Annotated in this window: 21 protein-coding genes; 11 read left to right on the top strand and 10 right to left on the bottom strand. The window is 40.2% G+C overall.

Annotated features, from left to right (window positions below; translation table 11 throughout):
- Positions 1-269 precede the first annotated feature (269 nt).
- The 8 genes from ACW0TQ_RS09075 (at position 270) to ACW0TQ_RS09040 (ending at position 9,059) form a co-directional block, all read left to right on the top strand.
- Complete coding sequence (locus tag ACW0TQ_RS09075; RefSeq protein WP_332094213.1) at positions 270-2,144, top strand: FAD-dependent oxidoreductase; 1,875 nt, start codon at positions 270-272, stop codon at positions 2,142-2,144.
- A gap of 75 nt (positions 2,145-2,219) precedes the next feature.
- Complete coding sequence (locus tag ACW0TQ_RS09070) at positions 2,220-2,636, top strand: NusG domain II-containing protein (protein WP_332094214.1); 417 nt, start codon at positions 2,220-2,222, stop codon at positions 2,634-2,636.
- Positions 2,637-2,691: 55 nt separating this feature from the next.
- A complete protein-coding gene (locus ACW0TQ_RS09065; protein WP_042532755.1) occupies positions 2,692-3,246 on the top strand; it encodes a Gx transporter family protein in 555 nt (184 codons plus the stop codon).
- A 63-nt stretch (positions 3,247-3,309) separates the two neighbouring features.
- On the top strand, positions 3,310-4,296 hold the full coding sequence (locus ACW0TQ_RS09060; protein ID WP_289584868.1) for a polyprenyl synthetase family protein: 987 nt from the start codon (positions 3,310-3,312) through the stop codon (positions 4,294-4,296).
- Between the two features lie 652 nt (positions 4,297-4,948).
- Positions 4,949-5,857: an Rpn family recombination-promoting nuclease/putative transposase gene (locus tag ACW0TQ_RS09055; RefSeq protein ID WP_455725589.1), complete on the top strand. Its 909-nt coding sequence runs from the start codon at positions 4,949-4,951 to the stop codon at positions 5,855-5,857.
- Between the two features lie 168 nt (positions 5,858-6,025).
- Positions 6,026-6,787 (top strand): SDR family NAD(P)-dependent oxidoreductase, encoded by a 762-nt coding sequence (locus ACW0TQ_RS09050; RefSeq protein ID WP_455725588.1) that lies wholly within the window; start codon positions 6,026-6,028, stop codon positions 6,785-6,787.
- Between the two features lie 127 nt (positions 6,788-6,914).
- Positions 6,915-7,250 carry a thioredoxin family protein gene (locus tag ACW0TQ_RS09045; protein ID WP_193063185.1) on the top strand — a complete coding sequence of 112 codons (336 nt, stop codon included), beginning with the start codon at positions 6,915-6,917 and terminating at the stop codon, positions 7,248-7,250.
- A 453-nt stretch (positions 7,251-7,703) separates the two neighbouring features.
- Entirely contained in the window at positions 7,704-9,059 is a 1,356-nt protein-coding gene (locus tag ACW0TQ_RS09040; RefSeq protein WP_368901827.1) for a sodium/glutamate symporter family protein, read from the top strand.
- Between the two features lie 62 nt (positions 9,060-9,121).
- On the opposite strand, the gene ACW0TQ_RS09035 is transcribed toward ACW0TQ_RS09040, so the two are convergent.
- From ACW0TQ_RS09035 to ACW0TQ_RS09020, 4 genes are all read right to left on the bottom strand, one after another.
- Complete coding sequence (locus tag ACW0TQ_RS09035) at positions 9,122-10,318, bottom strand: chromate transporter (RefSeq protein ID WP_455725587.1); 1,197 nt, start codon at positions 10,316-10,318, stop codon at positions 9,122-9,124.
- An 18-nt stretch (positions 10,319-10,336) separates the two neighbouring features.
- Positions 10,337-10,645 carry a PadR family transcriptional regulator gene (locus ACW0TQ_RS09030; protein ID WP_042532745.1) on the bottom strand — a complete coding sequence of 103 codons (309 nt, stop codon included), beginning with the start codon at positions 10,643-10,645 and terminating at the stop codon, positions 10,337-10,339.
- A gap of 194 nt (positions 10,646-10,839) precedes the next feature.
- Entirely contained in the window at positions 10,840-12,453 is a 1,614-nt protein-coding gene (locus ACW0TQ_RS09025) for an ABC transporter permease (protein WP_455725586.1), read from the bottom strand.
- Positions 12,454-12,477: 24 nt separating this feature from the next.
- Positions 12,478-13,359 carry an ABC transporter ATP-binding protein gene (locus ACW0TQ_RS09020; RefSeq protein ID WP_042532740.1) on the bottom strand — a complete coding sequence of 294 codons (882 nt, stop codon included), beginning with the start codon at positions 13,357-13,359 and terminating at the stop codon, positions 12,478-12,480.
- Between the two features lie 305 nt (positions 13,360-13,664).
- On the opposite strand from ACW0TQ_RS09020, the gene ACW0TQ_RS09015 reads away from it, so the two are divergent.
- Positions 13,665-14,264, top strand: coding sequence for a TetR/AcrR family transcriptional regulator (locus ACW0TQ_RS09015; protein WP_042536094.1), 600 nt, complete (start codon positions 13,665-13,667; stop codon positions 14,262-14,264).
- Between the two features lie 72 nt (positions 14,265-14,336).
- Here ACW0TQ_RS09015 and ACW0TQ_RS09010 read toward each other — a convergent pair whose 3' ends face one another.
- The 4 genes from ACW0TQ_RS09010 to ACW0TQ_RS08995 all read right to left on the bottom strand — a co-directional run bounded on the left by ACW0TQ_RS09010 (position 14,337) and on the right by ACW0TQ_RS08995 (position 20,108).
- Complete coding sequence (locus ACW0TQ_RS09010; RefSeq protein WP_042532738.1) at positions 14,337-14,696, bottom strand: Lin0512 family protein; 360 nt, start codon at positions 14,694-14,696, stop codon at positions 14,337-14,339.
- 517 nt (positions 14,697-15,213) lie between these two features.
- Positions 15,214-15,828 carry an arginase family protein gene (locus tag ACW0TQ_RS09005; RefSeq protein WP_256706292.1) on the bottom strand — a complete coding sequence of 205 codons (615 nt, stop codon included), beginning with the start codon at positions 15,826-15,828 and terminating at the stop codon, positions 15,214-15,216.
- A gap of 668 nt (positions 15,829-16,496) precedes the next feature.
- Complete coding sequence (gene sda, locus ACW0TQ_RS09000; protein WP_042532737.1) at positions 16,497-16,676, bottom strand: sporulation histidine kinase inhibitor Sda; 180 nt, start codon at positions 16,674-16,676, stop codon at positions 16,497-16,499.
- 240 nt (positions 16,677-16,916) lie between these two features.
- The gene (locus tag ACW0TQ_RS08995; RefSeq protein WP_246529042.1) at positions 16,917-20,108 is read right to left on the bottom strand and encodes an efflux RND transporter permease subunit; all 3,192 of its coding nucleotides are present in this window, start codon (positions 20,106-20,108) and stop codon (positions 16,917-16,919) included.
- A gap of 136 nt (positions 20,109-20,244) precedes the next feature.
- On the opposite strand from ACW0TQ_RS08995, the gene ACW0TQ_RS08990 reads away from it, so the two are divergent.
- On the top strand, positions 20,245-20,862 hold the full coding sequence (locus ACW0TQ_RS08990) for a TetR/AcrR family transcriptional regulator (RefSeq protein WP_139089090.1): 618 nt from the start codon (positions 20,245-20,247) through the stop codon (positions 20,860-20,862).
- 122 nt (positions 20,863-20,984) lie between these two features.
- On the opposite strand, the gene ACW0TQ_RS08985 is transcribed toward ACW0TQ_RS08990, so the two are convergent.
- Positions 20,985-21,116 (bottom strand): hypothetical protein, encoded by a 132-nt coding sequence (locus ACW0TQ_RS08985; protein WP_368901830.1) that lies wholly within the window; start codon positions 21,114-21,116, stop codon positions 20,985-20,987.
- Positions 21,109-22,992: a heavy metal translocating P-type ATPase gene (locus ACW0TQ_RS08980; protein ID WP_368901831.1), complete on the bottom strand. Its 1,884-nt coding sequence runs from the start codon at positions 22,990-22,992 to the stop codon at positions 21,109-21,111. The genes ACW0TQ_RS08985 and ACW0TQ_RS08980 overlap by 8 nt, the downstream gene beginning before the upstream one ends.
- A 223-nt stretch (positions 22,993-23,215) precedes the next feature.
- On the opposite strand from ACW0TQ_RS08980, the gene ACW0TQ_RS08975 reads away from it, so the two are divergent.
- Entirely contained in the window at positions 23,216-23,407 is a 192-nt protein-coding gene (locus ACW0TQ_RS08975) for a DUF6366 family protein (RefSeq protein ID WP_256705959.1), read from the top strand.
- The last annotated feature ends 131 nt before the right edge of the window (positions 23,408-23,538 follow it).

Genomic DNA, 23,538 nt, shown 5'->3' with positions numbered 1-23,538 from the left:
TACATAATTTTAATTGTGAATAATTTCACAAATATTACATGTTTATTGTATAATTTATTTCGTATCATGTCTATAAAAAACACAAACAAATCTATTATTACCAGGGATTTTGTCATGAAAATGACACACCTGATTATTTGATATTTTATTTTTAATTTGTGAACTATTTATCAAATCTATAGACTTTTTTTATGAATATGTTAGAATAAAATTGTTCAACAGTTCACAAAGTTAACATTATCTATTTTGATTACAAAGGAGTGAATACAATGGCGGAGAAAAATATTGTTATTATTGGCGCCGGCTACGCAGGGGTGCATGCAGCTAAGAAGCTGGCCAAAAAATACAAACGTGATGATTCTGTTTCTATTACTCTGATAGATCGACATTCCTATCACACCATGATGACAGAATTACATGAAGTAGCTGCACACCGGGTAGAACCATCTGCTATTCAATTTGATTTACGAAAATTATTTAACCGCACCAAAGTGAAACTCGTCACAGACAATGTTACCAACGTCGATCATGATACGAAGACCGTCACCACGGAACACGGTGAATTCGCTTATGACTACCTTATTCTCGGGATGGGCGGCGAAGCAAACGACTTTGGTACACCAGGTGTAAAAGAGAACGGCTTTACCCTCTGGTCCTGGGAAGATGCGATTCGCATCCGGCATCATTTAGAGGATGTCGTCAAACGGGCAGCATTAGAACATGACCCGGAAAAACGCCGTGCCATGCTCACCTTTACAGTTTGCGGTTCCGGCTTTACCGGTATTGAAATGATTGGAGAGCTTATCGAGTGGAAATACCGTTTAGCAAAGGAAAATAAACTGGACGAAGAAGAAATTCAGCTGTATGTAGTCGAAGCGGCCTCCTCTATTTTAAATATGCTGGACCGAAAAAGTGCAGATAAAGCAGAAAAGTATTTAAATAAAAAAGGCGTGACATTGCTTAAAAATTCACCAATCGTGGAGGTGAAAGAAGACGCCGTCGTATTTAAATCAGGTGAAACCCTTTCCACACACACATTGATTTGGACAGCCGGGGTCAAGGCAAATTCGGATACAGAAGATTACGGTATCCCGACTGCCAGAGCAGGACGTCTGAAAGTAAATGAATATATGGAAGCAGAAAACTTGGAGAACGTCTATGTTATCGGCGACTTAGCCTATTTTGAAGAAGAGGAAGGCAAGCCGACGCCGCAAATTGTCGAAGCGGCCGAACAGACAGGTGTGACAGCAGCTAAATCCATTATTGCGGAAATCGATAATGGCCAAAAAGAAGCATTTGAAGGGAAATACCATGGCACGATGGTTTCCATCGGAGCCAGATATGGTGTGGCGAATTTAATGGGGCTGCGTTTAAGCGGCTGGCTGGCTAATCTGATGAAGCACTTGGTTAACCTGTATTATTTCTTCGGGATACGAAGCGGCTATTATATGTTTCATTATATTATGCATGAATTTTTCCAAACCAAGGATAAGCGCAACATTTTCAGAGATACAATTACCAGATATGGAAATGTTTTGTGGAGCTTGCCATTGCGATTATTTGTCGGCGGTTTTTGGCTCGATGAAGCAGCCTCTAAAATTTGGGGAGAATCTGTTTGGGGTGAAGTCACCTCAGGCTCTGCAGGTATTTCTCGATTATTTCAGGGACTCGGAGAAGATTCCTGGCTGACCGGGAACAGCGTGAACATGCCATTTGAATGGCTGCAAACAACCACCAGCAGTGCAAGTGAAGCGGTAGATGGCGGTGCAGAATGGGCCACTCCTATTTTAAGTGATATGCCAGGTATTTTTGAATGGTTTATGCAGATTATGCTGCCGACACCGGAAGTAGCTATCTTTATGCAGAAGGTTATGGCTTTCATTGAGTTATTCATCGGCCTTGCTATTGTATTCGGCCTTTTCACTTGGCTTGCCAGTGCTGCAAGTGCCGGATTCCTGATGATGTTTACTTTATCCGCAATGCTCGGCTGGGATCAAATCTGGGCACTCCCTGCTTCTATCGCCTTAATGAATGGTTCCGGACGTTCCATTGGTTTAGATTACTGGGCTGTTCCATGGCTGCAAAGAACACTGGGAAGATTCTGGTATGGAAAAGAGCAGGCTATCTATAAAGATCGTGAATAAAAACATCGGGCAGCCCGGCTTTTGCCGGGGAGATGAGTCAATATTTACTGAATGAGCTATAAGGGGGGGATGGGCATGAAGGATTTCTATCATATGCTGAAACCTTGGGATGTTATTCTTGTTATCCTGTTGGTTCTTCTATCTTTTCTCCCTATTGGCATCTTTGTTTTACAGCAGTCACAATATGCTGAAGAAGATTCAGTAAACGTTGCGGTGATTACAGTAGATAATGAAATTGTAGAAGAAATCCAGCTGACAGGGAATACCGAAACCAGAGAAATTGAGATTGAGGTATCCGATCATGACAATAACATTATTGAAGTAGACAATGAACGCATTCATATCAAAAGTGCTACCTGCTCTGACCAAATCTGTGTGCGAACCGGCTATATTTCCATGCCGGGACAGACGATTGTCTGCCTGCCTCATAAGCTTGTAGTCGAGATTCAATCAGACAGCGGGGAAACAGAAGATATGATTATCAGCTCTTAAATCGATTTTGAGCAGCTTATATACACGTTCGGAAATAGATTGGGAGGGTCTGGCGATGACAAATAACCAGCGTCTTGTATACATTGCATTATTAGCTGCGCAGGCAGTCATTATCAGTTTAGTAGAAAGAGCCATCCCCTCCCCTTTTGCCATCGCTCCAGGTGCAAAAATCGGTTTAGCGAATATTATTACGTGCATGGCGTTATACACGCTCTCTACAAAAGATGCGTCTAAGGTTGTGATGATACGGATTATCCTTGCTACCCTCTTGGGAGGTACACTCTCCTCTTTTATGTATAGTGCGGCCGGCGCCATATTAAGCTTTATCGGCATGTGTGGAGTAAAAAAGCTCGGACCATCCCGAATCAGCTTGATTGGAGTCAGCGTAGCCGGCGCTATTATGCATAATATTGGACAATTAACGATTGCCAGCTGGATTGCCCAAACATGGACGGTACTTCTCTACCTCCCAGTTTTATCTTTTTTCGGGATTTTATCAGGCATTGCCATGGGTCTGGCAGCTAATTATTTATTAAATCACGTAGAAAAACTGGACTATTACCGGGACCTGCAAGAAATGAAATATACGCAACCCAATCAAGTATCATAGCTTTGGCTACAGAAAAATCCTTATGCTCGTTAAATGGAGGTTATCATGATGGCGATTCCAACTATTCCTGTTCATCCAATGTGGGAACCTTATCCCCGTTTACAATCTGATTTACAATCCGTTTTACAGGTGATTGAATCTCACCTGCAAATCCACGATAAACAAATCGAAGCTACAATTAAGGATTTGGTCTATTCAGGAGGAAAATTATTGCGTCCTGCCTATACGCTTCTATGTTCCCAGATTGGGGACGTAACACATCAGGAAAAAGAAAGGTCGATAGCCGTTGCCGCAGCACTGGAAACCTTGCATATGGCCACTCTGATCCATGATGATGTCATTGATGAAGCAGACTTCCGCCACGGAAATCCAACCATCCATACCCAGCAGGGCAATCAATTTGCCATCTATTCCGGTGATTATTTATTTTGTGTCTGCTTTACTATTTTATCTAAGTACGCGCGCACATTAGCACATCTTGAGTTTAATGCGCGCAGTATGGAAAAGATTCTCACAGGGGAACTGGATCAGCTCCATGCGCGCTACCAAAAGGGAACCAGCATCAAAGATTATTTAACGCGTATTTCCGGAAAAACCGCGCAGCTCTTTGCTGTCAGCTGCTATTCAGGAGCAGTGACCAGTCAAGCAACACGAAGGCAGACCATGCTCGCCTGGAATATGGGGCACTATATTGGCATGGCCTTTCAGATTATCGATGACATACTAGACTTTAAAGGTGATTTCAACACCATGCGAAAACCTACGCTTGCGGATATTCGTCAAGGCGTGTATACCCTGCCGCTGATTTACGCATTACGTGAACAGCCAGAGCAATTACATCCTTATTTAGATAAGAAAGCTGATTTAACAGATGAAGAATTAATGGAGATATTAGCTATTGTCGAAAAAACAAAAGGCATAGAAAAATCCAGGTGGCTTGCTCTGAAGTATACAGACAAGGCATTAAAATCCTTAAACAAACTGCCGGTCGGGGATTATAAAAAGACCTTGTATGAATTGACTGCGATGCTGTTGGAGCGGAAAATATAATGGCCTGCAATGAAACTTGCATAGTAATTTTCCAAACCGTTATCTATAATAAAATAAAAACTATAGGTGTTTTATATAATGAAAACCTTCATTTTACGGGACTTGCGAGAGTACTGATAAAATGAAGGTTTATTACAGTTTAGCTGAAAATCATCTAAAATAAGACTATATAAATTGAAGTAAGAAATTCACTTTATTTTTCTTATAAAAATCACGAAATAATGATTGAAAACAGTAACCAGCGACGGTTTTTGATGGGGCGAGTAATCGCAATGGTTTTCGGTGGGGCGAGTAACCGCAGTCCCAGTCCCGGAAGAAAAACACGGAGACTCCTGGTCGGCTAAGAACGGTCACGTCCTGTGACCAACGACCGACACTAGGACGTCCTGTCCGTCGTGGGAAAGCGCGGAGGGAAGACCCCGCAGAAAAAAAGCGAACTTCTTTTTTTCTACCCGCGGGGCATAAGTGCGACTTTGCTTCTGTCTGCGCCTGATGGCTTGCCAATCAGCAAGTCTTCTTTAAAGGAGGCTGAGCTCAAGCCCACGGAAAGCGTAGTGTTTTTCTGTAGCGGTAGCTATTAATTTCAATTTATATAGCTTTATTTGTAAATGATTGGTAAAATAAAGACAATTCAAAGAAAGGAAGTGTCCTATTGTTTACATTCCCGGTTATTTACGAAGAAGAAGCAGACTACATGAAGCATGATCGGCTGACGAAAAAGCTGATACAAGAGTTTTTTGAAGAGTTTATCGAAGCGTTTTTCCCCAATCTCCACCCTCACATTGACTTCTCCAACGTGTCCTTCCTTGAGCAAGAAGTATATCTGGACTATATCAATGGCCGCAAGAAGGAAATAGATGTCCTCGCCGAAGTAAAGCTGAATCACGAAGACAAAATCCTGCATATTCATACCGAAGCACAATCAACGCATGAAGCGGACTTCCCTGAAAGAATGTTTCTCTATTTTTCTTACCTTTACGCCAAACACCGCAAACCCATTCAACCCATCGCTGTTTTGAGTTATAATAGGGAAAAAGAAGAACCGACGCAATTCAGAATCGATACCCCCACCCAAGACGTACTTCAATTTAACTTTTTACAATTACACTTAATCAAGAAAGACTGGAGAGCATATATTCAATCAGACAACCCGGCCGCCGCAGCATTGCTCAGTCAAATGGGGTATGAAGCGCATGAGCGGGTTCAGGTAAAGCTGGAGTTTCTGCGCATGATCACCCGGATGAAAATCAACCCGGCACAAATGGAATTCCTGTATGGTTATTTCGAGACTTATTTAAAACTAAACAAAGAGGAGGAAGCACAAATGATGGAGCAAATGGAGAACTTACCGGAGGAGGAAAAAGACATGGTTTTGCAGCTGCCGAATTCTTATTTTGAGAGAGGATTGGAGAAAGGAAAGCAGGAAGGAATAGAGGAAGGGATAAAAAAGCGAAATCAAGAAATAGCTTTAGAATTGATAGCAATAGGAATGCCGTTCAACCAAATCGCAGAGATCACAAAATTAAGCAAAGAAGAGATTAAAAAACTTACTAAAAAATAAAGAATTAATTCTTTGCGAAAAATCCTATATCAGCATTACAAAACGCTTCCTCCGTCTTTACAGGGGAAGCGTTTTGCATGTCATGTACAGTCTTTCATTTAACGATGCATAACTTTAAAGAAAAACGGGAATTTATAAAGGATTAACGAATTTTTGAGGAGGATACGTATGGCTCAGGAAAAAGATTTTGAAGGCAAGGTTGTATTAATTACCGGAGCAGCTTCCGGGATTGGAGAAGCGACGGCGGTAAAATTTGCTGAACGCGGAGCAAAAATAGCGATTGGCGATATAAACGAAGATAGCGATAAAGTCGTTCAACAAATTAAAGCCAATGGCGGAGATGCGGTTTTCTTTAAAACAGATGTGAGCAATGCTGATCAGGTAAAATCACTTGTAGAAAAAACAGCCGGTCACTTTGGGAAAATAGATTGTGCCTTTAACAATGCAGGGATTCTGCCTAAAATTGCTTCTTTTATTGATACTACAGAAGAAGATTTTGACCAAACGGTTGCCGTTGACTTAAAAGGCGTTTTCCTTTGCTTGAAGTATGAGCTCGAATATATGGTTAAAGCAGGCGGCGGAAGTATTGTCAATACGGCTTCTGTTGCCGGATTGATTGCTGATCCCGATATGTCCCCTTACGTTGCTGCTAAACACGGTGTTGTCGGGTTAACAAAGGCTGCCGGAATTGAATATGCGGATAAAGGCATACGCGTTAATGCTGTAGCACCCGGAGTAACTGCAACACCACTAGCTAAGGAAAAATTAGAAGATCCCGAAATACGTGAGGAAATGATAGGAAACGTTCCTGCAGACCGGGCAGCAACACCAGATGAAATTGCAGAAACCGTGCTCTACTTGTCATCCGATAAAGCGAGCTTTGTGATGGCTCAAACCTATGTGATTGATGGCGGCCAAATCGCCCATTAATATTGAAATATAGAAACGTAAAAATTGAAATTTATTATATACTGAATAAAGCATTTGTTTTATCAACCTGATTGAATTATATTAGAAAACGTATAAGTCCTAAATAGCGTTACAAAGGAGGCGCAGAATGAAAAAGGTATACGAACTGACTACCATAGAAATGGCTGAAGAATTTTTGAATAATCATGCGTTAAGCTTCCTTTTCGTTTCCAGACCGGATTGCAGTGTATGCCATGCCATTTTGCCAAAGCTAACCGAAATGCTGGATGACTACCCTCTTATCCACCTGGGACATATTGATGCTTCCAAGGTGGAAGAAGTAGCAGAAAAGTTCTTGATTTTTACTGTCCCAATCATGCTTTTGATTATAGACGGCAAAGAATATATCCGGGAGGACCGTTTTGTCCGTTTTGAACAATTAGAAGAAAAACTGGATCAGTTGTATGAAATGTATACCCAATAAGCGGTTCAAGGTTATGTTCCAAAAAAAAAATCAATAGTTTTCGTTGGAACGAGGGATTTCAGTCCTGACGAAAACTATTGGTATTCCTCGTCCCATCGTAAAGACCTGTCAGTTGAGTGATTCAAGTCGTTAACCCGCCTAATTGTATTTATTTCACCCGCTACTTTGAAGCAAGCGTTGTTACGGTTGTTTAACTGTACTCACTAATTAAATAATACCCTCTTCTTTTTACTTCATAGACAAAACCACATCCTATCCAAACCATTTATTACCTTTTAATCAAGATTATTTCTTTTCTGTTAGCTATGGAAAAAATCTGCTTATATGGTACAATAATAAATCTGTACATTATTTCTCTGCCCCCAAAAAATTAGCCATCTTTTTGCGAACATTTCGCACAAAACCCTAACTATTTTTTCAATATACATCAATGAAGGAGGAATTTTATTAGAAATGGAAAACTTTACAATTTGGTCATTAATGATAGATATTAGTATTATTTCAGGATTACTATTAGCAGGAACAATCCTACGGGCAAAAGTGAAATGGATTCAATCGCTATTCTTGCCGGCCAGCATGATTGCCGGATTTCTCGGACTTGCATTTGGTCCCAGCGGGGTTGGTATTCTGCCCTTTTCAGAGCAATTCAGCAGCTACCCTACATTGCTGATTGCAGTTATTTTTGGAGCGATTCCAATCGGCGCTGCGAAAGTGCGATTATCAGAGGTATTTCACCGCGTTCGTGATATGTTCTCCTACTCCATTATCTTAACATTATCCATGTGGGGAGCAGGCGTCCTATTTGCTTTACTTCTATTAAACCCTATCTTCAGGGACTTGCCTGATGGTTTTGGACTTATTTTAGGAGCAGGTTTCCTAGGAGGGCATGGTACTGCAGCTGCTATAGGAGAAGGGTTAGCACATGCCGGCTGGGAAGAAGCAATGGATCTTGGCATGACCTCTGCTACTGTAGGAATTCTGGTTGCTGTTTTAGGAGGTCTTTTTCTTATTAAACGCAGTACGGAAAACGGACATACCACATTTATTTCAAGCTTTAGGGATCTCCCTTCTGAACTAAAATCTGGTTTAATGCCGGCTTCCAAACGTTCTGCAATGGGACAAGAAACGGTATCATCCAATTCGATTGACCCGCTTGTTCTCCATCTGGCAATTATCGCTTTTTTAATTGGCATATCTTACTGGTTAACCAATTTATTGACAGAATGGATACCAGCTGTGTCCATACCGCTATTCAGCGTCGCCTTCATTTTGGGCTTAGTCTTTCAGGGCATCAGCCGGCAGTTAAAGGCTGATAAATATATTGACGGGCGAGTAATGGAGCGTATCGGCGGAACAGCTACTGATTTCCTGGTTGCTTTTGGTATTGCTTCAATCAATATTACGGTCGTGATGGATTATGCATTGCCGCTGATTTTATTGTTTGCCTTTGGAATACTTTGGGCATATATTCTCTTCCGTTTTGTCGGTCCAAATATATTTAGAGATTTTTGGCTGGAGAAATCTATTTTCGGCTGGGGATGGAGTACAGGTACTGTGGCGATGGGACTTGCCCTTTTACGAATTGTTGATCCGGAACTGAAAAGCCGGACACCGGAAGACTATGCACTGGGGTATGTTGGAGTTGCACCTGTTGATATTATTATTGTTACCTTTGCTCCGATTCTTTTCGCACTTGGGTTTACCTGGGTAATTCCAATTGTTCTCTTGCTTGGCGCTGCTATTGTAATTATGATTTACAAGAAAGCAGGCTGGTGGGGTCAAGGTAAACAGCAAAACACATCAAGCTGACATGCTTGATGTGTTTTTTCTTTTTCACTTTTAATTATACGGATTAAAAATTCCTGCGGACATTATAGATGCGATAGGAATGCGCCTCCAACCGCCCCGGACACAACAATCACCCAAGGGGGCAGCTTCCAATAGACCAGCATACTAAATAGGATAGCCGCAAAAGCAAAATCAATCGGACCCAGGATAGCACTTGTCCAAATAGGATGATAAAAAGCCGAAATTAAAATCCCTACGACAGCTGCATTTACTCCCATCAAAGCTCCCTTCATTTTTTGATTTTGACGGATTTGATTCCAAAATGGCAGCGCACCTAAAATCAATAAGAATGCCGGCAAAAAGATAGCTGCAGTTGCCAACACCCCGCCTGTCCATCCGTTAATAACAGCGCCAATATATGCAGCAAATGTAAATAATGGTCCAGGCACAGCCTGTGCCGCCCCATAGCCGGCCAAAAAGGAGGTCTCGTCCATCCAGCCTGTCAGTACAAATTCACGCTCCAGCAACGGCAAAACAACATGTCCGCCGCCGAAAACAAGTGAACCAGAGCGGTAAAAACTATCAAACATAGCAATCCAATTCAGAGATGTCACTTCTTTTAAAATCGGAAGCAAAATAAGCAATCCGAAAAAAAGCGATAAACAAATGCCCCCCAGCTTTCGAGAAATCGGAAAAACGAATTTCGATTCTTCGTTCTCAGCATGATTTTTATATACCAAATAACCAATGAGGCCTGCTAATAAAATAACGCCAACTTGAGTAAAGGCTGTTTGCCATAATAAAGTGATAACTAACGCGAACAGCGCAATGGATTTGCGCTTTAAATCCGGTGTCAATTTTTGAGCCATTCCTAAAATCGCATGCGCTACAACAACAACTGCTACGATTTTTAACCCTTGAATCCACCCAGTCTCTTCCATAGCTGAACCTTGTAAGATCAAAGCAAAAATAATCAACGCTATGACAGAAGGCAGCGTAAAGCCAATAAAAGATATTATCCCCCCGAGGATGCCTCCGCGCATGACACCAATACCAATACCAACTTGGCTGCTTGCTGGCCCAGGTAAAAACTGACACAGTGCAACTAAGTCGCTGTAACTTTTTTCATCCATCCATTTTCTTTTCCGGACATATGCCTCATGAAAATATCCAAGATGCGCAATCGGTCCGCCAAAAGATGTCAATCCCAGCCGTGTAGAAATAAGCAGAATTTCGAATAGTAGTTTGAATTTCTCTTTTGATGTTGTAATATGATTCACCCAGTACACCCTTCCCTGTCAGTCTTTAATTTCTTTAAACAGTTCATATGCTTTCTCTCGAGCTTCCTCCAGCACGGTCCGCCCTTTATCGGTAGCCGTATAATATTTTCTTATTTTCCCGCCTGCATTACGTTCTTCCATACTCAATAGTCCATCCTTTTCCATCGAGTGAAGAATCGGATATAAGGTTCCTGGACTTATCTTGTATCCATGCTCCCTTAATTCATCCAGCATCCATACACCAAAAATCGGGTGTTCCATTGCATGATGCAGTATATGGATTTGAATAAATCCCAAAAATAACTTTCTTAATATTTTTTCTTCCAATTTGATTCATCCCCTGAAGTATTGATATCGAACCCTGATATCGAATTTCGTTATTAATTTACCATTAAAGCGCAACCAGTTCAATCTATCATCTAAAAAATTTACAGAAACTTTACAAAACAGGAAAAAGCCAATCTATCCCATCCGCATATGGAACAAATTGACTTTCAAAGATTAAATGAATTTTTTAGAGGTTAAGCTCCTTCTATCATATCCCGCCTATTATAGCCGAGGTAACCAATTATCATTAAAGCAATACTAATGCCCGTTATAACCATAAAAACTGGAGCATCAAAACGGTCCATCGGCATTTGCGGAATCCAGCTTTGGATGGCTGTTTTCGAGAACCAGCCCGGTAAATCCAAAATACCTCCAAAATAATTCAGGATAAAGGAATAACCAAGATACGCATAAATTATTTTCCCTAACTTCGGTGCCCATCCAAGTGCTAAAGCTGCAAGTCCGATAAAGAATAAGACGGATGGAAAGAAGTTATAGCCCGCAGCCAGAAAATCGCCGATGCTGAGCGCACCATGGTCGCCCATAACGGAGATAGCCGTACCTCCAAGACCTCCGGCAGCAAGCAAGGTTCCAATTAACCCGGACAAAATTGCTAACCCGATTGTCGTCCAGTAAAATTGACCGCGCGTGACTTTTGTAGCGTGAAGCTGGCTTAAATGCAAACGGCTCTCTTCCGCAAAAAGCTTATTCACAATAACGATTGGCAGAATAGATACCAAAACAATCATGACCATCATAATTGTTCCTGTAAAAGATTCTTCAATAGAAACGCCTGACTGTGCAAACATTTGCGCCATCATTTCATTACTTTCCAGAAATGTCTGCATATCCCCATAAATGGAGCCGTACGCTGCGCCCATCACTGCAAAGCCAATCAGCCAGCCAATAATAACTCCCTTATTCAGTTTGGCAAACAATCCCTGCACCGATAATAGAGACCGTCTTGCATGCTCTCTGCCTTCTCTCTCAGGCAAGTAACCCGCACCCATATCACGCCCGCCTTCCAGTGCAAAAGCAAGGCTTACCATCACTGCACTAAAAATCAGGGCAAAAATAATCGGGAGCCAGTTGTTCTCTGTAAATGGATAAGTCAAATACGTCCAGCCGAGCGGATTGAACATGGATAAATCCACATTCGATACATCCGTTCCAGCACGAATAATATAGAGCAGCCCGACCAAACCTAAGCTTGAGCCTGTGGCACTGGATGAAGCCGGCATGATTTGCGCCATCACCAGTCCAATGACTGCTCCAATCACGCCGGCTACCCCAATCGACGTTCCAAATAGAATGGAGCCGTGGACAGAAACCGTATCAACATTAAAAATCATTAACAGACCGCTAATAAAAAGCGCCAATAATACATTAATAACAATCACTTCTGCCATTGCTGCAAGCGAATTTGCCTGTCTACCAATTTGAAAAGAGCGTACAAGCTCCGTCAGCCCGAGATCTTCCTCTTTACGTGTGTGACCTACAATATGCAGAACAGACATAATCATCGCAAATAATCCGCAGAATAATAACATCTCATGTGCATACATCGCTCCTAATGTATATTCCGCTGCCGTTTCAATTGGTGTGGGACCGACCATGGAGATCATCGCAGGGTTTTGCAGTGTTTCATACATTCCTATTAACCCTTGCCCCTTTGCTATTTCTTCAAACGCAGGAACAAAGCCTCCTGAAAATAAACCTACTCCCAAAATCCAAAAAATAATCTTTTTCCAATCACGCTTTAGATACTGTAAAAACAAGGTATCCCAACGTGCAAATTTTTCCTTCATTGCCTTTCACCTCCCTGTCAGCTTTTATCCCTCATAATGCCGCATAAATAAATCCTCAAGTGTCGGCGGTACCGCTTCAAACTTTTTCACACCAAGCTTCGTTGCCTCCGTTAAAATAGCATTGATGTATTTATTATCAGCAGAAAATGTCGCTTCGTTATCTTTCTGTGTAAAATCATGGATACCCTCTACAAATTCCATTTGCGAAACATCTCCTTCGGTTGATAAGGTGACAGCAGAGCGAGTCAAATGCCTTAATTCATCTAATGTCCCGGACTCTACAATCTCCCCCTGACGAATAATAACGACCCTGTCAGCTAAACGCTCTACCTCACTCAAAATATGAGAAGACAGTAAAATGGACTTTCCTGCTTCCTTGATTTTTTCTACTTCTTCCTGAAAGACCGCTTCCATCAAGGGATCAAGACCAGAAGTCGGCTCATCAAAAATATATAAATCGGATTCCACAGATAAAGCAGCGATTAAGCCAACTTTTTGCCGGTTTCCTTTGGAGTACCCCTTGGCCTTTTTCTTCGGATCCAGTTCAAAACGTTTGATTAAATAATCACGTTTTTGCTTATCTCCGCCCCCATGCAGCTTCATAAACAAATCAATAATTTCTCCCCCGGTCAGACTTCCCCAGAGCGCGACATCTCCCGGCACATAAGAAATACGTTTATGGATTTCCAGGCTTTCCTTCCAAACGTCCTTTCCAAAAATTTCTGCCTGCCCGGCATCCCGCTTAATAATTCCTAATAAAGCACGAATTGTCGTTGACTTACCAGCACCGTTGGGACCGATAAAACCAACAACTTCTCCCGCTTCTACAGTGAAAGTCACATCACTTAACGCTTGAAACTTACCAAACTTCTTTTGCAGGCCTTGTAATTTCACAATTTTTGTCATAAGGCTGACACTCCTTCTCTCCTTCATTTCATACGCTGTTTTACCCAGTTCTGCCTATTTAATCGTTCAAAAAACTAAACAAAACTATTCACCACACCACAGTTCAAAATAATACTTCAAATAAAAAGTTTTAAACCACAAAACTATTTTACAGTTCAATATTATTCCTTTTTATAAATGAAGTCAATATAATATATACTATTTTTTATTTGCCAGTTCATAATTAGACAGATATAATAAATAGGAAGAGATGCATTCATTTTTAGAAATTTTATTGAATGTTCAACGGAAAGCAGGTTATATATGTGAATGGTTTTGAAAAAAGAACAGAGGAAAAGAAACGAAAGATTTTAGAAGCAGCTTTTGAGCTGATAAACGGAGATACAGATGCCGGCAATGTAACCATGGAGGAAATCGCAAAGCATGCAAATGTCGGAAAAGCTACCCTTTTTAAGTATTTTGGCAGCAAGGATAATCTGATTCGTGAAGTTTTTCAGGACTTTATTAATCAATTGATTACCGATGCCAAAGAAATTATAGCTGAAAATCACTCTTTTGAAGAAACACTGATTGCATTAAGCCAAAATAAAATCAGCTATTTAGATAAAATCAATCACCAATTTTATATGCGAATGATGGATTTTTTCACGAAAAAGGATGAGGAAGGTCTATCTTTAATGATGCAGAAATTTAATGAAGTAAATTACGGCATGCTATTGGATTTATTCCATCGCGGCCGTAAAGAGGGAAAAGTGGACTTGAAATATTCCGATGAATTTCTGATTCTTTATTTCCAGGCAATTGTAGAAGGCATTTCCAAGCCGCAGATTTATGAGAAAATCGCTCCCTATACCGAAGAATGGACAGAGATGCTTATTAAAGGGATTGCCCCGAGGAAGGATTGATAATGGCTTTTAGACAGTTATCCGGTTGAAAAAGGGAAGGAACCGGCGCCGGTTCCTTCCCTTCTGTCTTAATTAATACCCTACTTCCACAACGGCATTGACAATATACATCAGGTCATTTTTATCCTTTTGCTCACTTAGATAGATACCATTTGTCGAGGCCAAGCCTCCTTCCAGTTTTTCCACCGACACATCGCCATATGGTATTAGCTTTTTGATTCTTTCCTCATCCAAGTCCTCCAGATCTCTGGGGATGCCTAATTTCACATTTACCTTCATATTATTTAAATCCTGATTAGGAAGAGCGTCCTGAATACCTGGCATTGAATTAGATTGTATCGCATTGTTAATGGCACGCTCTGAAGCTTGGTTCACGTCCTGTCCATGGAGATCTACTCCTGTACCTGTCTGAATGAATATCTTTTTTTCCATGTTGTTCTCTCCTTCTTGATTTTTTTCAAATTCGGTATAACACATGAATACCCTTTTGCTATGCATACCTGATTTTGAATGATAATTACTTTCATTTTTCCAACTGCTTATGCTCAACCACCGTTTTTAATCCAGATAATAGAATATGTCCAACCGTTCTGGAATAAACGAACCAGATCTCTATGCTGTTTTTATTACCAATTCCGCTGTAATTCCATAAGCAGCAAAGTTCGCTGCGACTTCATTAATTACATTTTAGATAAGTGGCTCTTATTCCTACATTTTCCCGATAAAATTTGTGATAAAACACTCCTTTTATAGTTATTCCAAATATAAAATCTTTTAAGAATTGCTTTTATCGCAGTATAACTGGCTGCAAGACTTCCGCTTCTAAATAGAGAAAACAGGAAAATCAATCGCGGATGGCTGGAATTTAGATTTCAATCAAGCAAATTTGAACGTAGATAGCTCAAAACAAATCAATGATTTATAGCGGTATAATATTAGTGTAATGAAATTAATCATCAAAAATCGAGATTTCAGAAAGTGCTTTTCTAAGATTAATAGCATCCCAAGGCAGATGTTCAGCAATCCCAAGTCCTACAATTTCAGCTTTTCCTGAAACATCGTTCAGTACACGGACCACTTCAGCAAGCTTCATTTTTCCCACTGCAGCAGGAAAATCTTCTGCATCCGTATATGGTTCTGCCGGATAAACGGAACGGAAATCTTTTGGAGACAAGACATCCAGATCAAAGTGAACAGCTAAATATTCGATTTTGTTTTCCTTTATCCAATCTATGATTAGCTGGCTATTCTCTTTTAGCTCATCCGGACCGGCAAAGCGTACATTTAATTCCTTTACTAGTTTATCTCTATCACGTAAATTCTTTTCTATTAATCCTGCATACATCATATGACTTGTAGAAATTGGATTTTTCACTTTGGTAACAGATTGATCCGCACCTTTTCCAAGCAAATTCGCTGCAACCATCTCATGCCCATTTGACGAACCATTTGTTGTTGCAATATCAGGATGTGCATCCAACCATAAAATCCCTAGCTTATCTCCATATTTTCCACTCAAATAATCAAATGGTACTTGGTCCATGGAGCAGCCCCCGCCAAAAATAATGACTTTATCCGGCTATTGTTCTTTCAGGATATCAGCTGTCTTTTCCATTTGTTGAGATATTGCTTTGCCACCTGCTATTCCTTTTTCCTAAATTCCTACACTGTTAAACATGACGTCAAATATAACATTCCTTTCTTTAAATATGATTCCATCTATTACGTTATTTCTATAACAGATCTATGTTGCTCTACAACAGAGCGGAGAATTTAATTTGAATTTATTATAGTATACGTATTACTAAAAAAGATTCTAAAGGAAGTCAGTTAAAAATAAATAAGTAATAATTTGCCTCCTTCTATTATTCCATTCAAAATAATGAACTATATATTCCATAAAAGTAATTTATTACTATTTATTGATGTACTTCTCTATTAATAACAAAAAATTCCCTTGCAAAATTCATTTCATAACCCTCCCAAACTATTTCCCGGGAAATTTCCAACAATTTTCATTACGTTATTCTTTTGTCTCAATGAATATTTCATCTCTAAAAATATTAAAATTCGACAACGATTACTAAGTATATCTATTAACAAAAAAAGAAGGCAGCGCTGCGTACCATTCAGTACCAACGCTGCTCTTTCCAGCCTGAAATTCAGACTGGGGGATTCTACTTCCGGTTTCAGCAATTACCAATTAAAGGACAATAGAACCTCTTGCCGTTATTACCATTCAAAAGTGTTCGTCATGTCCATCGCTTTTCTGGTGCCTTTTTTGCTCCTTTCTGCCCGTTGGCTGATTTCATCTCTTAATGTTGCACAAAAATTCTGTTCCAGCTTTAATTTTACTGCATTTCTCAAGGACTCCTGCAAGAGCTCGTCTGACAAATGCCTAAGACTGTTCATGAATATCCCTCCCACATTAGCATTTTTGAACCTTTCGATTTTCAACAGCCGGAAGTAGAATCTATCTAAAATATTACAAAGTAAGACAGAAAGGGCAAAATAATTCGACAATAACCGCCAGGTAGGATAATATTTTTAGGTCTCTTTTGAACATCCTAAAAAAGAAAATCCAAACCTATTCTTAGCTTGAATAAGTTTGGATTACTCTTTAAACATTATTTTATTCTATTACATTGGTTACTATTTTTGTTCTGAACCTGTGTTTTCCTCTGGAGAATCATCTGCTTCTTGTTCACTCTGCTCATAAGAAGCAGCAGCTTCCTGTTCCTTTCTCTCATCAACTTGACGCTGCGTGATGATTTCTCCATCCGGCGTCATATATTTCTTGTTCATCTTCCTTGTTTCCGGATCAATAAAGCTGTAGATAATCGGAATGATAAACAAGGTTAAGAACGTACTTGCAGTCAGGCCGCCGATAACAACAATCCCCATTGGTGCAATTCCTTCCATGCCTTCACCGATTTCCAGCGTTAGCGGAAGCATACCCAGAATCGTTGTAACAGCTGTAATGAGAATCGGTCTGAATCTGTCTTGAACGCTGATTTCAATCGCTTCATAAGCAGACATTCCTTTTTCCTTCTGCTGCTGGATATAATCGACAATCAAGATTGCATTGTTCACAACAATTCCGATAAGCAGAATAATACCTACCATTGCTATGACACTCAGCGGATTATTGGTAATTAACAGAGACAAAGCAACCCCAATAAATGCTAATGGAATTGTCATAATAACAGCAAATGGTGCTTTAAATGATTCAAACTGAGCAACCATGACAAGGTAGATAAATACGATTCCAAGTGCAATTGCAAGGATTAATTGCGGAATGGCATCATTGAGCATTTCCATATCGCCGCCCATAGAATGCTCTGTATCTTCATGCAGGTCAAGGTCTGTAATAACGTCATCAATCAGCTGACTTGCTTCATTTAAAGAAAGGCTGTCGCTGAACGAAACCGTTAATTCCCTTGTATCTGTCATCTCATCTCTATTTATAAGCGTAGGCGATTCAGCCTCTTCTAACGATGCAATATCGCCTAAATCGATATACTCTCCTTCATCATTTGGGATAGAGATATTCTCAAATGCCTCTTCACTTTCTAAGACATCTGCAGGATATTTCACATTGATTGTGGTGTAGCCGCCGGATTCTTCTATTGTAGAAGCTTCGACACCATTGGTTGCCTCATATAGAGCCTCTCCTACCTGTGCCGGCTGAAAACCATTTTCACGCGCTTCTGCTTTATCCACAACTACTTGCAATTCTTCCACTGTCCCTGAATTGCTGGATGTCACACTGTTAATATCCGCTTCGTCCTCCAATTCATTGATGATGTCTGTTTCTGCTTCATCCAGACGTTCTTCATCATTATCGGAAACATTCAGTACAACTGTATTTGGTTCCCCGGCGCCAGCCTGTGACATCGGGATAACATTGATTTCTGCGGATGCATCTGTATCTTGAATATCATCTTCCACTTCATTGATAAATTCAGAAGTGGTCATATTTCGGTTACTTGCATCTGTTAATTGCACGCTTATGGTTGCTGTATTGCTTTCATCTGCAAAAGACATCATACCGGATGAACCAGCTGTACTTAGATAAGCGTCCACTTCCTCATGATTATCCAGTTCTGCTTCAATATCTTCTACAGTTGCCAGGGTGTCTTCCAGTAAGGTTCCCTGTTCTTTTTCCACCTCTATGGTTAAAAACCCTTCATCTTGCTCTGGCATAAACTCCATTCCCTGCACAGCCAAACCAAAGGCACCAGCAAGGAACAGAATAACAGCTGCAAACAGTACAGAGGCCCTGTGCCGCAACGACCATGCAGTAGCCTTTCTCAATCGTTTCATATATCCTTTTTGCTTCCGCTTCGTTTCATCCATATTTTTCGGTACCGTCAAAATACGGCTTGCCAGCATCGGTACTACCGTGACCGCTACAAATAGGGAAGCCAGCAGACTGAATACAACCGTAATTGCTAATGGCGTAAATAACTGCCCTACCAGACCAGTAACAAACACGACTGGTAAAAATACAGAAGCTGTCGTTAATGTAGAAGCAAGGATTGCTGTAACCACTTCCCTGGTTCCTTCTCTTGCTGCTTGTTTCGGATTTTTACCCATCGACAGATGTCTATAGATATTCTCAATAACAACAATTGAGTTATCGAGCAGCATCCCAATTCCAAGTGCTAAACCACCCAATGTCATCATGTTAATGCTGATATTTGTGAAAAACAGCAAAGCAAAGGTAGTGATGACGGAAAATGGAATTGATAATCCAATAATCAATGGAGCTTTCAGATTTCGTATAAATGCAAACAGCACAAACATTGCTAATACCGCACCGCTGATCAAGGAAACATAGATACTGTCGATTGCCATATCTATATACTCGCCTTCGTCATAAAGTGTACTGACAGAAAGCTGTTCATATTCCTCGTCATCAAGCAAAGCATCCAATTCTTCATTAAATTCTGCGTTTACAGAAGATGCATTCGCCCCGTCAGCTAACATCATTTCAAGCTGAACAGCATCTTCCTCGTTAAAGCGGGTAATGACGCCGCCATTATCTTCGGAAATAGAAATATCTGCCACGTCATTCAATGTTACCTCTTCATCAGGCATGTCGAGCAAAACGAGTTCCCGCAGTTCATCCAATCCATCCAATTCATTCATGGTACGAGTAGAAATGTTATAACCCTGCTCTGTATCTTCAATTGTATTAATAGGCATCGAAATATTATTCGCTTCAATCATTCCGGCAATATCCGATTGAGAGAGATTATAGTCACTTAGTGCTTCTGTATCTAATTCAACAGCTACTTCCCTTTCCATTAAACCATTAATATTAATTGATGCGACTCCTTGAATCGATTCCAGTTCATTTGCCAAATCATTGACCTGATTTTCAAATTCTGCTGTGTCTCCATTCGTAGACGTCGCTGCCATTTGTATGCTCGGCATCATGGAAATATCAAATTCGATAAAACTTGGCTCTTCCGCCTGTTCCGGCAGATTCGTAGAGGATATTGTACGAGTTATTTCATTCTCCACCTCATCTATCGTCATATCATAATCAAATTCCAAAATAACGAGTGAGGAAGCTTCCTGTGATTGTGAGGAAATATTTTGTAACCCTGTAACGGTAGAAAGATCCTCTTCCAGAGGTTCTGTAACGCTGTCTAAGACTTCCTCAGGCCCTGCTCCAGGGTAGCTTGTTGCGACAACTGCAACAGGCGGTTCAATCTCTGGCATCATTTGAATTGGGAGCCTGGTTAGCGATACGCCGCCCAGAATTAAAAGGACCAACATCACAACTATCGTGAATTTTGGTCTCTTGATAGAAAAGTTCGATAAATTCTTCACTTGCAAAATTCCTCCTATTAAATTTTTTGTTGTCTATTCAAAATTTCAACAACATGTTGTATTATTTATTGTAAGGAGATACGTATCATTAAACAATGAACAATTAGGGTCCATTTGTTGAAAAAAGGAGGGATTCATGATGGGTGTCAAAGAACAGACAAAATTTAATTTGCAGGAAGCATTTTGGGATATTTATAAAGAGAAACCTATCAATAAAATTTCGATTAAGGAAATAACAGACCGCGCAGGATATAACAGAGGAACCTTTTATAATTATTATACGGACGTATACGATATACTGAATGAAATCAAACAAGGCCTTGTACCATCAGAAGAATTAATCTCAGCTGTTTTACAGTGGTTTCAAGACCATGATCTGGGCAGTATTACAAAGGAAGAGAAAGAACGAGCCCGCTTTGAAGTAGAACAATCCTATGACGACGAATTGAACGAAAAAATGAATGAACGGATTATGGTGCTGCTTGGACCAAATGGAGATCCAGATTATTTATACGAATATAAAAAAGAAGCTCGAACGAAAGTAATGGAGCAAGTAAAAGATTTAAATGAAAAAGATCAAATCAAATTGGAATATATCATTGAATTTTTGCTTTCAGGAATCATTCATACGTGGATGCTTTGGAATGAAAATAACATGAATATATCCAAAGAGGAAGTAGATGGGATGTTTGACGAAATCTCGGAAATTGGATTTGAGAAGGTGCTCAGCGATATATTTAATAATAAAAAGTAACGCAGGATAAAATAATGAATGAAGGCTGAACAGGATATGAAGCGTAAAGCCGCTGCAGCATAGAAAAGAAGCTTTCCCTTCTGAAATAAGACAGGAAAAGCTTCTATACGGTTAATTCCGCATTATTGTTTTGCTTTATCAAAGAACATCAACTCTTCATCAATCGGCTCTCTTGATTGTATATAAGATGATGGTGAATCAGAGCTATCTTCATTTGGCATGTGAACGACGGTATCCGCTGACTTTTTATTCACCCTTTAACATCCGCAGCCCATTAAGAATAACAAGAATCGTACTTCCCTCATGCCCAATCACACCCAGCGGCATATTGATAATCTGCAGAAAATTGCTGGCAATCAGAATAGCTATGACAGCAAGAGAAAAAATAATATTCTGTTTTACAATGGCATTCATTTTTTTCGAAATCCGAATCGCGTTAACCATTTTTGCTAAATTATTTTTCATCAGCACAACGTTTGCTGTCTCCAAAGCAATATCGCTTCCTGCGCCCATCGCCACACCAATGTTAGCTGTCGCCAGGGCCGGCGCATCATTTACACCGTCGCCAATCATTGCTGTCTGCTGGTTGTGCGCTCTCAGCTGCTTTAAATAATTTACCTTATCCTCCGGCAAGCAATTGGCATGGAATTCTGTAATTCCAGCTTCCTGAGCAATGCTTGCTGCAGTTGCTTGATTATCACCTGTCAGCATAATCGTTCTTAAACCAAGCTTATTCAGCTCTTGTATTGCTTCAACAGCATCTTGCCGGAGAGTATCCTTCAGCAAAAATACAGCAATAATCTCCGCATCTTTTCGCACAAATATATTGGTCGTCGCCTGTTCTTGTGGAGTAAAGACTTGCAGGAACTGATCTGCGTCCTGCTTTCCAACCAATTCTGCATTACCAATCCACCAAGACACTCCATCCAATTCAGCTGACAGCCCTTTTCCGTTATGGTGCTTGACAGCTGCAGATAACTCTCTTAGACCTCCCCGGGATACGCTCGCCCATTGTTTCATAGCCTGAGCCAGCGGATGAATGGATTCACTTTCCATCGTATAAATAACATTTGCCAAGGATTCGCTATTCTCTCCTTGCTTTATAAAATAATCAACGACGGCAGGTTCTCCTTTGGTCAACGTCCCTGTCTTATCAAAAGCAACCGCATCTAATTTAGCTAAAGCTTCTACATACACACCACCTTTGAACAGAATCCCCTGACGCGCCCCATTGGAAATTGCGGATAAAGTCGCCGGCATAATCGAAGCAACTAACGCACATGGCGAAGCGACAACCAATAGAATCATGGCGCGGTAGATGGTATCAGTCCAGGACCAGCCAAATAAAAAATGTGGAAGAAACATCATCACAGCAACAGTAACCAATACAACGTTGACATATACCCCTTCAAATTTCTCAATAAATTGCTGAGAGGGAGATCGTTCTTCATGCGCATCTTGAACCAGCTCGATAATTTTTTGAAACATGGTCTCTGTCGGTAACGTATTTATTTCAATTTGCAGACTGCTGCCAAGATTAACTGTGCCAGCATAGGCCTCATCGCTTACTGTTTTAGTAATAGGAATCGATTCTCCGGATAATGCACTCTCATCTACGGTTGTATCTCCTTTGACAATAATTCCATCTGCCGGGATTCTCTCCCCTGATTTTACAGTAATGCAATCACCCGGTTTTAATTCACTAATGCTTATTATCTCACCATTTAGCAGGGTAGCACTTTCAGGCTGCAGCTTCATCAGGCTTTTCAATTCATTCTTATTTTTATTTTCCGTATAGCTTTCCAAAGCACCGGATAAAGAAAAGATGAAAATCAAGATAGCTCCTTCTGCCCAGTAGCCGATGGAAGCTGCTCCAATAGCTGCAATAATCATCAGCAGCTCTACATTTAATTTTTTGGTTTTATATGTCTCTGTGATTCCTTCCTTCGCTTTTGCAAAACCGCCAATTAAAAAAGCAGCAATCAATAAAGTAATCCATAAGGCGTGACTAATATGGCCGGATAATATCCAGGCAGTCAAAATAAGTATTCCGCTTATTGCTGCGGCAATGATTTCTCCATGTATTTTGAGATACAATAAGAAAGTACCACTGCTATTTGTTCCCGTCATTTTACACTCCCCCTTTTAACACCATACAAATCTCTGATATTGATTATCATTTTCATTTATTTATAATTAATATTAGATTATAATTATTATAAATAGTATATCATACTTTTCATTGGATTGTTTGTAGAAATGGTGACAAATTTTATTTAGGATATGCTATAGTCACAGATAAGAGACTTATTTCAATGGTTAGAGGAAATATTATCAAAGGTGGGGTTCGTTTATGCGTAATGACAAAGAAACTCCCGAAGAAACCAGAGAAAGACTCCGGCAAGAGGAATTAAAAAAATCATCAAGCAGTATTCATGGTGGAGGCCTGTCCGATTTAGTTGGCGGGTTAGGATGGAAAGGTACAGGTATTTTAATTCTGCTTCTAATTATTGCCGGTGTTATTGTATTACTATTTGTAAAGTAGACAGCGGATTTAAGTTGCATGGCTTTAGAAGATAGTTGTTATTATTTATAACTCAACTTTCGCACCTAAGAATAAGCAAATATATTTTGCTATTTCAGGGTGAACATGTTCTCCATTACCATGCTTGCATT

This window comes from Oceanobacillus sp. M60 (assembly GCF_053839645.1).
Note: the sequence above shows the minus strand (reverse complement) of the source record. Positions and strands in the feature narration are given on the sequence as shown.